The sequence below is a fragment of the Bradyrhizobium sp. OK095 genome (assembly GCF_900109945.1).
Lineage (GTDB): Bacteria > Pseudomonadota > Alphaproteobacteria > Rhizobiales > Xanthobacteraceae > Bradyrhizobium.
Window position 1 is genome coordinate 70,856 of sequence record NZ_FOBX01000015.1, and the last position, 14,145, is coordinate 85,000.

The 14,145-nt window shown below is 62.9% G+C and carries 9 protein-coding genes, 2 tRNA genes, 1 rRNA gene and 1 riboswitch (1 of these 13 running past the window's edge); of the genes, 7 read left to right on the forward strand and 5 right to left on the reverse strand.

Annotated features, from left to right (window positions below):
- Positions 1-6: 6 nt before the first annotated feature.
- Positions 7-855: a chorismate mutase gene (locus tag BMW89_RS31165; protein ID WP_092033389.1), complete on the reverse strand. Its 849-nt coding sequence runs from the start codon at positions 853-855 to the stop codon at positions 7-9.
- Between the two features lie 194 nt (positions 856-1,049).
- Positions 1,050-1,129: riboswitch (SAM riboswitch) on the forward strand.
- A 90-nt stretch (positions 1,130-1,219) separates the two neighbouring features.
- On the opposite strand from BMW89_RS31165, the gene metX reads away from it, so the two are divergent.
- Together metX and metW are read left to right on the forward strand one after the other, a co-directional pair.
- On the forward strand, positions 1,220-2,422 hold the full coding sequence (metX, locus tag BMW89_RS31170) for a homoserine O-acetyltransferase MetX (protein ID WP_092033394.1): 1,203 nt from the start codon (positions 1,220-1,222) through the stop codon (positions 2,420-2,422).
- A 15-nt stretch (positions 2,423-2,437) separates the two neighbouring features.
- A complete protein-coding gene (gene metW / locus BMW89_RS31175; protein ID WP_092033398.1) occupies positions 2,438-3,100 on the forward strand; it encodes a methionine biosynthesis protein MetW in 663 nt (220 codons plus the stop codon).
- Positions 3,101-3,138: 38 nt separating this feature from the next.
- Here the strand turns inward: metW and BMW89_RS31180 are convergent, their stop codons facing one another.
- Positions 3,139-4,002 (reverse strand): alpha/beta fold hydrolase, encoded by an 864-nt coding sequence (locus tag BMW89_RS31180; protein WP_092033402.1) that lies wholly within the window; start codon positions 4,000-4,002, stop codon positions 3,139-3,141.
- 215 nt (positions 4,003-4,217) lie between these two features.
- Here BMW89_RS31180 and BMW89_RS31185 point away from each other — a divergent pair, with 215 nt between their 5' ends.
- Complete coding sequence (locus BMW89_RS31185) at positions 4,218-5,000, forward strand: TIGR02594 family protein (protein WP_092033406.1); 783 nt, start codon at positions 4,218-4,220, stop codon at positions 4,998-5,000.
- Positions 5,001-5,113: 113 nt separating this feature from the next.
- Here the strand turns inward: BMW89_RS31185 and BMW89_RS31190 are convergent, their stop codons facing one another.
- Positions 5,114-5,902, reverse strand: a complete 789-nt coding sequence (locus BMW89_RS31190; protein WP_092033410.1) for an MOSC domain-containing protein — start codon at positions 5,900-5,902, stop codon at positions 5,114-5,116.
- 242 nt (positions 5,903-6,144) lie between these two features.
- Between BMW89_RS31190 and clpB the strand changes: the two genes are divergently transcribed.
- Positions 6,145-8,784, forward strand: coding sequence for an ATP-dependent chaperone ClpB (clpB, locus tag BMW89_RS31195; RefSeq protein WP_092033414.1), 2,640 nt, complete (start codon positions 6,145-6,147; stop codon positions 8,782-8,784).
- Positions 8,785-8,881: 97 nt separating this feature from the next.
- Here the strand turns inward: clpB and BMW89_RS38610 are convergent, their stop codons facing one another.
- Both BMW89_RS38610 and BMW89_RS31200 read right to left on the reverse strand, forming a co-directional pair.
- Positions 8,882-9,004: a hypothetical protein gene (locus BMW89_RS38610; protein ID WP_283805338.1), complete on the reverse strand. Its 123-nt coding sequence runs from the start codon at positions 9,002-9,004 to the stop codon at positions 8,882-8,884.
- 116 nt (positions 9,005-9,120) lie between these two features.
- Positions 9,121-11,199, reverse strand: coding sequence for a M23 family metallopeptidase (locus BMW89_RS31200; RefSeq protein ID WP_177196450.1), 2,079 nt, complete (start codon positions 11,197-11,199; stop codon positions 9,121-9,123).
- A 1,156-nt stretch (positions 11,200-12,355) separates the two neighbouring features.
- Between BMW89_RS31200 and BMW89_RS31205 the strand changes: the two genes are divergently transcribed.
- From BMW89_RS31205 to BMW89_RS31215, 3 genes are all read left to right on the forward strand, one after another.
- Positions 12,356-13,844 (forward strand): 16S ribosomal RNA (locus BMW89_RS31205).
- Between the two features lie 189 nt (positions 13,845-14,033).
- A tRNA-Ile gene (locus BMW89_RS31210) sits at positions 14,034-14,110 on the forward strand.
- Positions 14,111-14,143: 33 nt separating this feature from the next.
- Positions 14,144-14,145, forward strand: a tRNA-Ala gene (locus BMW89_RS31215); it runs 74 nt beyond the window's last position.

A 14,145-nucleotide genomic window follows, 5' to 3' on the forward strand; every position in this document is an offset into this window, starting at 1 on the left:
CGCGATTTACGATTTCGACCCGGTCGGGGGCACCGTATAGCGCGTTGCGTGGCTGCCGACGAGGGCCGTGGAGCGCACCGAGGCCCCCGCTTCGATCAGGGCAGCCTTGATTTTGTCGATGCTGCTCGCGCTCGTGACCGAGACCAGCAGCGCCGCGCCGTCGAAGGCGGTATCGGGCACCGCCACGATCTCGGCGAGCGGCGACAGGGCCCGCGCTACGTCGGCATTCCATCCTGATACGCGCACGCTGAAGGTCTCGACCTCCGTCACCAGCGCGCTGTCGGCGACGCGCGAGACCGCGAACACGGGCAGCGCGGCCGGATGGTCGGCGCGCTCGACGAAGGGCAGCCGCGCGATGATTTTCGGCGCACCGGCCGCTTCCAGCTCCAGCCACCACGGCGTGCGGCTCGAGGTCGCCGAGACCAGCGCCAGATCGCCCTTGGATTTCGCCACCGCCTCGACCGCCGCCTGCGCGCTGAAATGCGCGACGTAGGGCACGGTGAAACCAAAATGGAAGCGCGCGGAATCGCGCATCGCCGGCTCGCTCACCGAGATGTCGGCATGCACGGAGAACGGCGCCTGGACATAGGTGAAGGTGGCGATGATGACGCGCCAGATGCTCTCGACCGTGTCGAGCGGCAGGATGCCGCGATGGCGCTGCACGATGTCGCGCATCATGGAGGCCTCGCGCGCAGGCCGAAACGCGGAGCCGACCTCCTGCGTCTGCTTCACCTGGATCAGGCGGTCGATGATGTCGCCGCGCTGCATCAAGAGGCGGTGCATGCCCTCGTCGATCGCGTCGATCTCCTTGCGCAACTCCTGGAGCGATGGTGGCGCGGGCGGACGTTGGGACATATCTGACTGGGTCTGTTGAGAGGCGTTCCAAAGCGGACCGGCCGGAAGGCGGGGCCGCTGCGATCGGTGTCCTGATTAGGCAGTCAGGCCGGCGAAAGCAAAGAGAAATCACGGTCTTCTCGGCAGGCCGGACAGAGACGAATCCGGCTCATCCGGGCCGCGACTTGACGAAAACCGCCCGAGACAGTAAGTTTTGCCTGTTCCGTGGTCATTTGAGCCGGCCGGCTTGCAGCCACGTTAAAAAATTCGCTAAACAGGCCGGGGACGTTTTCGATCCCGGCCGAACCTATCGTTCAGGCCGGGTTTTTTATGGCCTGATGTCACTGCGATCTGAAGTCCGATCGCAAATGAGGTCGATGGTCAGATGGTTGGCGTCAAGTCTGTGCCGAGTCCCGCGATCAGTGCCGACGAACGGTCGCACGAGGTCGATCATCCGAGTTCGCAAGTCGCGCAGTTCGGCGCCGATCAGCCGCTGCGGCTCGATTGCGGCATCGATCTCACCCCGTTCCAGATCGCCTATCAGACCTATGGCGAGCTCAACGCCGACCGTTCCAACGCGATCCTGATCTGCCATGCGCTAACCGGCGACCAGCACGTCGCCAATGTGCATCCCGTCACCGGCAAGTCCGGCTGGTGGGACACGCTGGTCGGTCCCGGCCGGCCGCTCGATCCCCGGCACTACTTCATCATCTGCGCCAACGTGATCGGCGGCTGCATGGGCTCGACCGGGCCCGCCTCGATCAATCCCGCGACCGGCAAGGTGTGGGGCCTCGATTTCCCCGTCATCACCATTCCCGACATGGTGCGTGCGCAGGCGATGCTGATCGACCGGCTCGGCATCGATACGCTGTTCGCGGTGGTCGGCGGCTCGATGGGCGGCATGCAGGTGCTGCAATGGACCGCGGCCTATCCCAAGCGCGTCTACTCCGCGTTGGCGATTGCCTGTTCGACGCGGCACTCGGCGCAGAACATCGCCTTCCACGAACTCGGCCGCCAGGCTGTGATGGCCGATCCCGACTGGCACAATGGCGCCTACGCCGATCAGGGCATCCATCCGCATCGCGGCCTCGCGGTTGCGCGCATGGCCGCCCACATCACCTATTTGTCGGACGCCGCGCTGCACCGAAAATTCGGCCGGCGCATGCAGGACCGCGAGTTGCCGACATTCTCGTTCGACGCCGACTTCCAGGTCGAGTCCTATCTGCGCTACCAGGGCTCGTCCTTCGTCGAGCGCTTCGACGCCAATTCCTATCTCTATCTGACCCGTGCGATGGACTACTTTGACATCGCCGCTGACCACGGCGGCGCGCTCGCAAAGGCATTCGCGGACATCCAGACCCGCTTCTGCGTCGTCTCCTTCACCAGCGACTGGCTGTTCCCGACCTCGGAATCGCGGGCGCTGGTGCACGCGCTGAACGCGTCGAGCGCACGGGTATCGTTCGCCGAGATCGAGACCGATCGCGGCCACGACGCCTTCCTGCTCGACGTGCCCGAATTCCTCGACATCTCCCGCGCCTTCCTGCAATCGGCCGGCAAGGCGCGCGGGCTCACCGCGAAGAACGACTGACAAGGACGGCTAGCGATGTCTGAACAGCAAGTGCTGCCGCTGGGCGGCCTCACTGCGGATCAGTCCGGCCCATTTCGCGCCGACCATTTGCTGGTCGCCGGGATGGTCAAGCCGGGCTCGAAGGTGCTCGACGTCGGCTGCGGCGATGGCGATCTGCTCCAGCTGCTGGAGACGCGCGGCGTCGACGGCCGCGGCATCGAGCTGTCGCGCGAGGGCGTCAACCGCTGCGTCGCCAAGGGCCTTGCTGTTGTGCAGGGCGATGCTGACACTGATCTTGTAAATTACCCGGACGACGCCTTCGACTACGTGATCCTGTCGCAGACGCTGCAGGCGACGCGGCAGCCGAAAGTGGTGCTGGAGAATCTGCTGCGCATCGGCCGCCGCGCCATCGTCTCGTTCCCGAATTTCGGCTTCTGGCGGATGCGGCTCCAGCTCCTCATCGGCGGCCACATGCCACGCACCGACAATCTGCCGGCGACATGGTACGACACTGCCAACATCCATTTCTGCACCATCAAGGATTTCGTCGAGCTCTGCGACGCCATCGACGTCAAGATGGAGCGCGCCGAGGCGCTCGACCTCTACGGCCGCCCGCTGCGGCTGCGGCTGCCGTGGTGGGTGTGGAACATGTTCGGTGAGCAGGGGGTGTTTCTGCTCACGCGCGGCGGCAAGAAATAGCTCCTCGCAATGACGGAGTGTGTGATGACGCTGTCGCGCTAATGTCCCACCAGCGACCGCGGATCACGCACCGGCCATCGCCCCGCTTCCACCAGCGTCACGAACCGCTCCACGCTCTCGTTGAACAGCGCGGGCTCCTCCAAATTGAGCACGTGACCCGACTTCGGGAACATCGCGAGGCCGGCCGCCGGCAGGTGCTTCTTCAAAAACAGGCTCGCACCGATGCACGGATCGTCCTCGTCCCCGCAGATGATCAACGCGGGCGTAGCAACCTTCTTGATCGCGTCCGTCAGCGTGTAGATCGAGGGCCGGCCTCCCTGAAAGCCGCGCATCGTGTTGGCCGATCCCTTGGCATCGTGCCGCGCCAGCGCCGCGTAGAAATCGGCGTGGCCGCGCGGGTCCTTGACCAGGAAGGGAATCCGGCTCGGCGCCTCACGCGTGACTTTTGCGACTTCGGCAGAGCCTGATGTCTCGAACTGCTCGGCATTGGCGCGGCACTGCTTGCGCCAGGCGTCCAGGTTATCGAGCTCCGAGCCGGAGCCGACGCCGGCCAGCGTCATTGAGAGCGCGCGCTCTGGCGCATTCAATCCGATCTGGAGCGACGAATAAGCACCCATCGAGAGTCCCACGAGATGCGCGCGCTCGATCTTGAGATGATCGAGTACGGCGAGCGCGTCGGTGTAGAAATGCGTGTAGGTGTAGACCTCTCCTGCCGGCACGTCGGAGGGTGTGTAGCCGCGTGCGGAATAGGTGATGCAGCGATGGCCGCGCGAGAAATAACGCATCTGCGGCTCCCAATTGGTGAAGTCGGCCGCGAACTCGTGCAGAAAAATTATCGGCGTTCCCTGGCCCGCTTCTTCGAAATAGATGCGGACATCGTCCCTGGTCGTGGCGTGGGGCATTAACTGTTTCCCTCTCTTGAAGCCGTGATTTGAGGATCGCAGTTAATGTTGTTGTCCGCAATGCGGCAGCATCGAACCAGCATCGGCACAAAATCATCGCAGCTATTCGCCGCGCCGGTGTCTTGTTCTCGCCACATCCGGCGGCTTAACGGCCTGATCGATGTCGGCCACCGCACGGGCCGACTGGGAAGTGGGGTGTCAACGAAGGATGAAGAATGTTTGAGTTGTTTGCGTCTCGTCTGTCGCGTTGTGTTGTGGCGCTGGCGGTCTTCTTCACGGCGGTCGCCGTGGTCTCGTCTCCGGCCTCAGCGCGGCCGCATCATCGTCATAGCGCAGAGCGGCACGCTTACCTGCACCACGCCAGACATCATCATTATCGTCACCATGCGCGCAGCTCGCGCTTCGAGCGCAGCGCGGCGCAGTTGCAGGCGAGCGGATTCATGAACACGCAGGCCAGCTACGATCCGAATGCCAATGGCGGCGGCATGGGCAACATGCCCTATACGGGCGGCGGTGACAGGGGCATCGGCGGACACATAAGCCGCACCGGCAATTTGAGCCGCGCTGCCAACATGAGCCATGCGGTCAACAGCAGCAGCGGTGGCAACACTGCGAGCGCCGACATGGGCATGAGCAGCGGCTTCGGTGGTGGCTCGGGCCTGGTGTCCGAGGCACGCCGCTATGTCGGCGGCAATCCGACTGGGCGCGGCAGCCTGTGGTGCGCGCGCTTCATGAACATGGTGCTCGAGAAAACCGGCCACCATGGCACCGGCTCCGACATGGCGAACTCGTTCGCGCATTACGGCACGCGCGTCTCCGGACCGCAGGTCGGCGCCATCGCGGTGATGTCGCGCGGCGGCCGAGGCGGTCATGTCGGTATCATCACCGGCGTCGACGCGCAGGGCAATCCGATCATGATCTCCGGCAACAACGGCAACCGCGTCCGCGAGGCGCCGATCTCGCGCGGCCGGATCTATGCCTATGTGATGCCGAACTAACTTCCGTCATTGCGAGCGAAGCGAAGCAATCCAGAGTCCCTCCGCGGAAACAGACTGGATTGCTTCGTCGCTTCGCTCCTCGCAATGACGGAGTGTGTTGAGCCGGCGTGCCGTCACACCAATCTCGGCTCTTCCACCGCAACCGCGTCACCCACACCGATCTCGCCGTCGGCGATCACCTCGGCATAGATGCCGCAGTCCATGTGGCCGAGATCGCGCGAAAGCGTCGCTGGAATTTCGAGGTCGCGCATGGCGGTCTCGGGATCGACATTGACGGCCGGGCAGCGCTTGATGCGCTTGACCACTTTCAGCCGGGCCTGCCCGATCGCGAGGATCTCGCCGACGAGATCGAGCTCCGACCAGGCCGGCCAGCCATCTACGTAGAGATTACCGCGGAAGCGCAGGGGATGCACGGCGGTGCCGCCGAGCATGGTCTCGATGGCGCGGACGCTGTCGAGATTGATGATCGAGACGACCTTGCGGGCGACGTCGGAAAAGCTGTGGTCGCGGCCGGACAGGATTTTTGGCGGGCCCTTGAGCTCTGGCTGAAAATTCCCGCTGAAATAGCCCTCGATGGCGGCGCGTCCGGTGGCGGTCTCGAGATCGCCGCTGGCGACGATTTGGCCGTCCTTGCGGATAGTCAGGCGGTTGGTGGCGTCCTCGAACCGGCTGTCGAGGGTTGCCAGCCGCTCATTGCGCGCCAGCATCAGGAACTGGATTTTCGGTTTCCACTCGGGCGCTTCGGGATCGAACCCGCTCGGGCCGTTCTCGATGGCGTAGCGGCGGTCGGCGGGCAGGGTCTGGCCCGTCCGCAACGGGACACGGGCGAGGTGCTCCGGCGTCAGGCCCTTGATCGGGTAGCGGTAAAGTCCGGTGATCTCGGCGGTCTGGCTGGCGGTCATACCGCTACTTAGGGGATTCGAGCGCGACCCGCCAAGCGGGCGGATAAGCGCACGAAATTGTGAACTCGCCTCTTCCGATCCCAGGGCGCCCTTCCCACATCTGGGGCAGGCCGGCGCCAGCGCCGCCTGATAACGACCGTTACCGGTTGAGAAACGTCAATGCGGTAATCGGAAACCCAATGAAGATGCCGTTTGGAGTGCCTTAGAGGGCTCCATGGGCAGGCCGAGGGACAGAAAAGACCATGAATATCGACAAATATACCGAACGCTCCAGGGGCTTCGTTCAGTCCGCGCAGTCGCTTGCGGTGCGCGAGGGGCATCAACAGTTTTCCACCCTGCACGTTTTGAAGGTGCTGCTGGACGACAATGAGGGCTTGGCTTCCGGCCTGATCGACCGCGCCGGCGGCAATTCCCGCGCCATCCTGAAGGCGACCGAGGACGCCCTGAACAAGGTGCCAAAAGTCTCCGGCGGCGGTGCCGGCCAGATCTATCTCGCGCCCGAGCTTGTCCGCACCTTCGACGCGGCTGAGAAGGCCGGCGAGAAGGCCGGCGACAGCTTCGTCACCGTCGAGCGGCTGCTGCTCGGCCTGGCGCTGGAGAAGACCAGCGAGGCCGGCGCGATCCTGGCCAAGGGCGGCGTCACCCCGCAGAATCTCAACGCGGCGATCGAGGCGCTGCGCAAGGGCCGCACCGCGGATTCCGCGACGGCCGAGAACGCCTATGACGCGCTGAAGAAATATGCCCGCGACCTGACCCAGGCTGCGCGCGACGGCAAGCTCGACCCGGTGATCGGCCGCGACGAAGAGATCCGCCGCACGATTCAGGTGCTATCGCGCCGGACCAAGAACAATCCCGTCCTGATCGGTGAGCCCGGCGTCGGCAAGACCGCCATCGCCGAGGGCCTCGCGCTGCGCATCATCAATGGCGACGTGCCGGAGAGCCTCAAGGACAAGAAGCTGCTGTCGCTCGACCTCGGCTCGCTGATCGCGGGTGCGAAATATCGCGGTGAGTTCGAGGAGCGGCTGAAGGCCGTACTGCAGGAAGTCACTTCCGCCGAGGGCAACATCATCCTGTTCATCGACGAGATGCACACGCTGATCGGCGCCGGCAAGGGCGACGGCGCGATGGACGCCTCCAATTTGCTCAAGCCCGCGCTCGCGCGTGGCGAGCTGCACTGCATCGGCGCCACCACGCTCGACGAGTACCGCAAGCACGTCGAGAAGGATGCCGCACTGGCGCGGCGGTTCCAGCCGATCTTCGTCAGCGAGCCCACGGTCGAGGACACGATCTCCATTCTGCGCGGCCTGAAGGACAAGTACGAGCAGCACCACGGCGTGCGGATCACCGATTCCGCGCTGGTGGCCGCCACGACGCTGTCCAACCGCTACATCACCGACCGCTTCCTGCCCGACAAGGCCATCGACCTCATGGACGAGGCCGCCGCCCGGCTGAAAATGCAGGTCGATTCCAAGCCGGAAGAGCTGGATTCGCTCGACCGCGAGATCATCCGGCTCAAGATCGAGCAGGAAGCGCTCAAGAAGGAAAGTGATCTCGGCTCCAAGAGCCGTCTTGAGACACTCCAGAAGGAGCTGGCCGAGCTCGAGGAGAAATCTGCGGCGCTGACGGCGCGCTGGAGCGCGGAGAAGAACAAGCTCTCCGACGCCCAGAAGCTGAAGTCGGAGCTCGACGCCCTGCGCGTCGATCTCGCCGATGCGCAGCGGCGCGGCGAATTCCAGAAGGCTGGCGAACTGGCCTATGGCCGGATCCCGCAGCTCGAGAAGCAGATCGCCGACATCGAAGCACGTGAGAACTCCGGCGAGATGATGGAGGAGGCGGTTACCGCCAACCACATTGCGCAGGTGGTCTCGCGCTGGACCGGCGTGCCCGTCGACAAGATGCTGGAGGGCGAGAAGGAGAAGCTCCTGAAGATGGAGGAGCAGCTCGGCACCCGCGTCGTCGGCCAGGCTGAGGCTGTGCATGCGGTCGCTACCGCCGTGCGCCGCTCGCGCGCGGGCCTGCAGGATCCGAACCGGCCGACCGGCTCGTTCATGTTCTTAGGCCCCACCGGCGTCGGCAAGACCGAGCTGACCAAGGCGCTCGCGGAGTATCTGTTCAACGACGAGACCGCGATGGTCCGCCTCGACATGTCCGAATACATGGAGAAGCACTCGGTCTCGCGGCTGATCGGCGCGCCTCCGGGCTATGTCGGCTATGACGAGGGCGGCGCGCTCACCGAAGCGGTGCGGCGCCGGCCTTATCAGGTGGTGCTGTTCGACGAGGTCGAGAAAGCGCATCCTGATGTTTTCAACGTCCTGTTGCAGGTGCTCGACGACGGCCGCTTGACCGACGGCCAGGGCCGCACCGTCGATTTCCGCAACACGTTGATCATCATGACCTCGAACCTCGGGTCGGAGTATTTGGTGAATCAACCCGAGGGCGAAGACACCTCTGCCGTGCGTGAGCAGGTGATGGGAATGGTGCGCGGGCATTTCCGCCCCGAATTCCTCAACCGCGTCGACGAGATCATCCTGTTCCACCGCTTGCAGCGGAGCGAGATGGGCCGGATCGTCGAGATCCAGTTCGCGCGGCTCCGGAAGCTGCTGACCGATCGCAAGATCGTGCTGACGCTCGATGCTGCCGGCCGCGATTGGTTGGCTGCAAAGGGCTGGGATCCCGCCTACGGCGCAAGGCCGCTGAAGCGTGTGATCCAGCGTCACGTCCAGGATCCGCTCGCCGAGATGATTTTGGGCGGCGACGTCAGGGACGGCGACAACGTTGCGATCTCGTCCGCAGGCAACGTGTTGACCTTCAACGGCAAGTCGCCGCAGACCGCGGAGATCGCCCAGTTCGACGCGCCGGTGTCGAAGCGCAAGTTGAACTGATCACCGGCGCTCAGCGCTAAACAAAATCGCCCCGGAGAGGTCGTCCTTTCCGGGGCGAATTATTTTTGGCGGGGTGCGGCTCGCTTGAGCGATCACGCTATTTCTTCACCATCTTGTAGATCGCGTTCTCGATGTCCGAGCTGAAGTAGATGACGCCGGAGGCGCCGATGGCGACGCCTGTCGGGATGTTGCTGGGCAGGCCGCCGGGCGCGCCCGTCACGCGGCTTTGGCAAACGAAACTTGAAATTGTGGCGCAGTGAAATGACGTCGCACGACGACGTCGGTTTCAGACCAGGTTGCCTGGAAATGTCCGGTTGATTTCGGCTGGCTATGAAATCAGCGGTTGGTCACCTGCAACGGCCCACCCGTCGCATCCGACATCCTCGCGATGGCGCCGTTGCGGCCGCTCATCATGCCGTCGAGCCGGTCGCGTTCCTTCTCGAAGCCCGAGAGCATCGGGCCTTCCAGCGAGCGGCCGCGCGGCAGTTTCACGCGCAGCGGATCGACGAAGCGGCCGTTGACCAGGATTTCGTAGTGGACGTGGGGGCCGGTCGACGCGCCGGTCGAGCCGACGAAGCCGATCACCTGGCCCTGCCGCACTTTCTTGCCGGCTTCCATGCCCTTGGCGTACGCCGACATGTGGCCGTAAGCGGTCTCGTATCCGTTGTTGTGCTTGATGCGGATATACTTGCCGTAGCCGCCCTCGGTGCCGATCTTTTCGATCGCGCCGTTGCCGGCGGCGAAGATCGGCGTGCCGTAGGCGGTGGCCCAGTCGACGCCGGTGTGCATTTTCACGTAGCCCAGGATCGGATGGCGGCGGCCGCCGAAGCCCGAGCGCATGATCGCGCTGTTGACGGGCTTCCTGACCAGGAACTTCTTCGCGCTCTTGCCGGTTTCGTCATAGTAGTCGACGACGCCGTCGTCGGGGCTCTGGTAGCGATAGTATCTCTTGGTTTCGCCGCCGACGGTGAGCGAAGCGAACAATACGTCGTTCTTCTCGCTCGACGTCACGCCCTCGTCTTCGCCGGCGTAGAACACGTCGAATGAATCGCCCGGCGCCACCTTGCGCTGGAAATCGACGTCGTAGGAGTAGATCTTGATCATGTCGTCGATGACAGGCATCGGCACTTTGTTGCGGATCGCGGTCTCGTAGATGCTCTGGTAGAGCCGCACGCCAGTGCCGTCATCGTCGTCATCGTCATCGCTGTTGGCGTTGGCCGTGGCGTCGGCGACGGTGTTCATGCTGGAGACGTCGACCGCGACGTATTTGCCGAGATCGGACAAAGCCGCGATGGCTTCGACCATGGTGTCGTTTGCAACCACGACGCGATAGGGCTGGAGTCTGGCGCCGGGGCTTGCGGGCGCCATCAGGATGCGAAGCTTTTCGCCTTCCTTCAGGCCGCCGTCGCGGCCGCGGGGCCCGAGCGTCGCAGTGATCGCCTTGATCTCCTCGGCCGTCGCGCCGAGATCGCGCAGGACCGAGCCGACGCTGTCGCCCTTCTTGACCAGATGGACGCGTTCGCCGTTGGGATTGCCGCCGGTGATCTGCTCCTTGGTCTTGGGCAGCAGCGTGACGTTTTCCGGCACCACGCGCGTCTCGAAGCCGGCATAGGGATCGGACGGCGACGCTTCGCTGGCGTAGGCGCTTCTGATGTCGGACCTGTTGATATCGGACTTGCCGGTCGCGCCGGAGATGTCGGCGGTTGCATTGGCGAGCGAGGCGTAGCGCACCCCGCCATTGCCGCGCCAGTTGGCGGCATCGCGCACCCGCATCAGGATGTCGTCGAGCGCCACCACCGCGGAAATCTTGGCCTTCGGCAGCACCGGCGACAGGTCCTTGGTGACGAAGGAGACCTCGGCGTCGGGCTCGACGGCTTCCGGATTGTTCGGGTCTTCCGATGCGGCCTTCGGATCGGAGCCGACGTCGGTAAGAAGGCGCTGGGCGTTGAACGGCGGGATCTTCGCCGACAGATCGCTCGTCGTCATCGACAGATTGCCGGCGATCCGGACGAACGGGCGCACCCGCATCACGTCACGGTTGCCGACGCGGGCGACCGTCGAGACGCGCACGATGTTGCGCGAAGCGGTGGATTCATTCGGCGGCGGCAGGCGGTCGCTCTTGTGCAGCGTGGCGGCGCGATCGGCCGCGCCGAATGCGCCGCGCAGCGCGCCTTCGACGCGTTCCGGCACCTTGGCGAAGGTCATTTCGCCGTCGAGAGATGCGAAAACGGCGCCGCCGATCAGGGCTGCGCCGCAAAGTCCGGTCAGAATTGTCCCGCTGAACCATTGCACCGAGACGCGACGGCGATCGATGACGGCAGCTTCCGAACCATCGACGGACAGCGGCGGCTCGTGGCCGAGATCGATGATCCCGGTCTCACGCCCGTAAGCGCCGCGTGATGTCCTGTGGTTCAACCCAAGTCCCCCAATCAACGACCCAAGAGGTCTATAACAGCCAAGCCCATAACAGCCCGGTTTCGAGCCCCTCCCTGGTCGCCCTCTTCGAGGGGCATCGCAGGAAACGGCAAGCCGCACAGGCGTCCGCGGTCAGAAGGCCCCGATAACGGGCCGGCCGAAATCACGAACAGCTAAGCGGAAAAAGATATCTCGATGTCTCTCGAATGTCTGAAGAAGGCCGCTTCATCGCTATGATCGCCTTCCACTGACCCCACGCAAATCGCTGGCAGCCCCCACTGGCATCCCCGCGATTCAAGCTTGTCTCTTATCAGAACGCCGCGGGATTGTGGCTCAAGTACGGCGCCTAATAGGGAAAAGTTTCTGAATGGCCGGGCGCCCGGGGCCGTCTGGCTGGGGGCGGGAGCCCGGCCTGGCTCAGTGTGGAGCTCGGTCTGGCGTAGGGTGGAGCTCGGTCTCGCTTGGGACGGAGCTCCGCCTGTCTGGATGCCGGGGCATGTCTGGAAGGGCCAAGGGGGAGGGCGCCGGGGTCCGCCCGGGGAGGGCGACCAAAGCCGCTTCCGGAGCCCCTCCCGAGCCCCCTGGAGAGCGAACTTTTTTTGAGATTTTTTGCGGGTCAGGTTCGATCCGCTCGTTGGCCCCCTCTCTAATCGATTGTAATCGCTTGGTTTTTCGAGACGATCCACCGTGCGACGATTTGTTGACAATGGGCGTTGACAACTCCGATGGGTGGGGCCTATAAACCGGCCACTGAGCGCGGCGCCGCCGGGTCACTGACCAAGGCGAGCGAACGCGCCACTGATGCTCCTCACTTTGTTGAGTGCACAACAGCCGATGCAAATCGGTTGGAGTTCATTCATCGACGGTAAGGGTGTCGGAACCCTTCCACTCTGGAAGGTTGGGGCCTCCTAGGTCCCGGGCTGTTTGACAAGTGAAGATGAAGAAAGAGAAACGTGGACGGCGGAGTCCTTGCGGGTCTCGCATTTGAAAAGCTTCGGCTTTTCGGATCGGGACCGGACGAAAGACTTCGGCGGTACACGTTTCAAAGGTACACCATCGTTGCCCGCGATGTGAATCGCAGGCAGCAACGTCGACTTCGGTCGACAATGGTGGGACCTCGTCAAACGTTGTGATCAGCCGGTTCAAAGTTCAAGTCCAACTTGAGAGTTTGATCCTGGCTCAGAGCGAACGCTGGCGGCAGGCTTAACACATGCAAGTCGAGCGGGCGTAGCAATACGTCAGCGGCAGACGGGTGAGTAACGCGTGGGAACATACCTCTTGGTTCGGAACAACACAGGGAAACTTGTGCTAATACCGGATAAGCCCTTACGGGGAAAGATTTATCGCCGAGAGATTGGCCCGCGTCTGATTAGCTAGTTGGTAGGGTAACGGCCTACCAAGGCGACGATCAGTAGCTGGTCTGAGAGGATGATCAGCCACATTGGGACTGAGACACGGCCCAAACTCCTACGGGAGGCAGCAGTGGGGAATATTGGACAATGGGGGCAACCCTGATCCAGCCATGCCGCGTGAGTGATGAAGGCCCTAGGGTTGTAAAGCTCTTTTGTGCGGGAAGATAATGACGGTACCGCAAGAATAAGCCCCGGCTAACTTCGTGCCAGCAGCCGCGGTAATACGAAGGGGGCTAGCGTTGCTCGGAATCACTGGGCGTAAAGGGTGCGTAGGCGGGTCTTTAAGTCAGGGGTGAAATCCTGGAGCTCAACTCCAGAACTGCCTTTGATACTGAAGATCTTGAGTTCGGGAGAGGTGAGTGGAACTGCGAGTGTAGAGGTGAAATTCGTAGATATTCGCAAGAACACCAGTGGCGAAGGCGGCTCACTGGCCCGATACTGACGCTGAGGCACGAAAGCGTGGGGAGCAAACAGGATTAGATACCCTGGTAGTCCACGCCGTAAACGATGAATGCCAGCCGTTAGTGGGTTTACTCACTAGTGGCGCAGCTAACGCTTTAAGCATTCCGCCTGGGGAGTACGGTCGCAAGATTAAAACTCAAAGGAATTGACGGGGGCCCGCACAAGCGGTGGAGCATGTGGTTTAATTCGACGCAACGCGCAGAACCTTACCAGCCCTTGACATGTCCAGGACCGGTCGCAGAGATGTGACCTTCTCTTCGGAGCCTGGAACACAGGTGCTGCATGGCTGTCGTCAGCTCGTGTCGTGAGATGTTGGGTTAAGTCCCGCAACGAGCGCAACCCCCGTCCTTAGTTGCTACCATTTAGTTGAGCACTCTAAGGAGACTGCCGGTGATAAGCCGCGAGGAAGGTGGGGATGACGTCAAGTCCTCATGGCCCTTACGGGCTGGGCTACACACGTGCTACAATGGCGGTGACAATGGGACGCTAAGGGGCAACCCTTCGCAAATCTCAAAAAGCCGTCTCAGTTCGGATTGGGCTCTGCAACTCGAGCCCATGAAGTTGGAATCGCTAGTAATCGTGGATCAGCACGCCACGGTGAATACGTTCCCGGGCCTTGTACACACCGCCCGTCACACCATGGGAGTTGGTTTTACCTGAAGACGGTGCGCTAACCAGCAATGGAGGCAGCCGGCCACGGTAGGGTCAGCGACTGGGGTGAAGTCGTAACAAGGTAGCCGTAGGGGAACCTGCGGCTGGATCACCTCCTTTCTAAGGATGATCCTTCAGATAGCTTGCTATCTATCGGATCGTTTTAGAAACATCAGTGGCCAACGGTCGTCAGGATCGTTGAGCTGCATTGGCGGGATTTCGCCGTCTACGTTTCTCTTTCTTCGCGGACGAACACGCGCTGGGCCTGCATGGTTGCGGGATCCCGGTCCTTAGCTGGATATGCGTTAGGGGCTTGTAGCTCAGTTGGTTAGAGCGCGCGCTTGATAAGCGTGAGGTCGGAAGTTCAAGTCTTCCCAGGCCCACCACACTCATCGAGCGAGCATTCGTCTTCTGGTTATGG

Excerpts from the sequence above, each read along its gene's own strand:
- metX (WP_092033394.1), top strand. The coding sequence starts at position 1,220 with ATGGTTGGCGTCAAGTCTGTGCCGAGTCCCGCGATCAGTGCCGACGAA.
- BMW89_RS31190 (WP_092033410.1), bottom strand. The coding sequence starts at position 5,902 with ATGACCGCCAGCCAGACCGCCGAGATCACCGGACTTTACCGCTACCCG.
- clpB (WP_092033414.1), top strand. The coding sequence starts at position 6,145 with ATGAATATCGACAAATATACCGAACGCTCCAGGGGCTTCGTTCAGTCC.
- BMW89_RS31180 (WP_092033402.1), bottom strand. The coding sequence starts at position 4,002 with ATGCCCCACGCCACGACCAGGGACGATGTCCGCATCTATTTCGAAGAA.
- BMW89_RS31165 (WP_092033389.1), bottom strand. The coding sequence starts at position 855 with ATGTCCCAACGTCCGCCCGCGCCACCATCGCTCCAGGAGTTGCGCAAG.
- BMW89_RS31185 (WP_092033406.1), top strand. The coding sequence starts at position 4,218 with ATGTTTGAGTTGTTTGCGTCTCGTCTGTCGCGTTGTGTTGTGGCGCTG.
- metW (WP_092033398.1), top strand. The coding sequence starts at position 2,438 with ATGTCTGAACAGCAAGTGCTGCCGCTGGGCGGCCTCACTGCGGATCAG.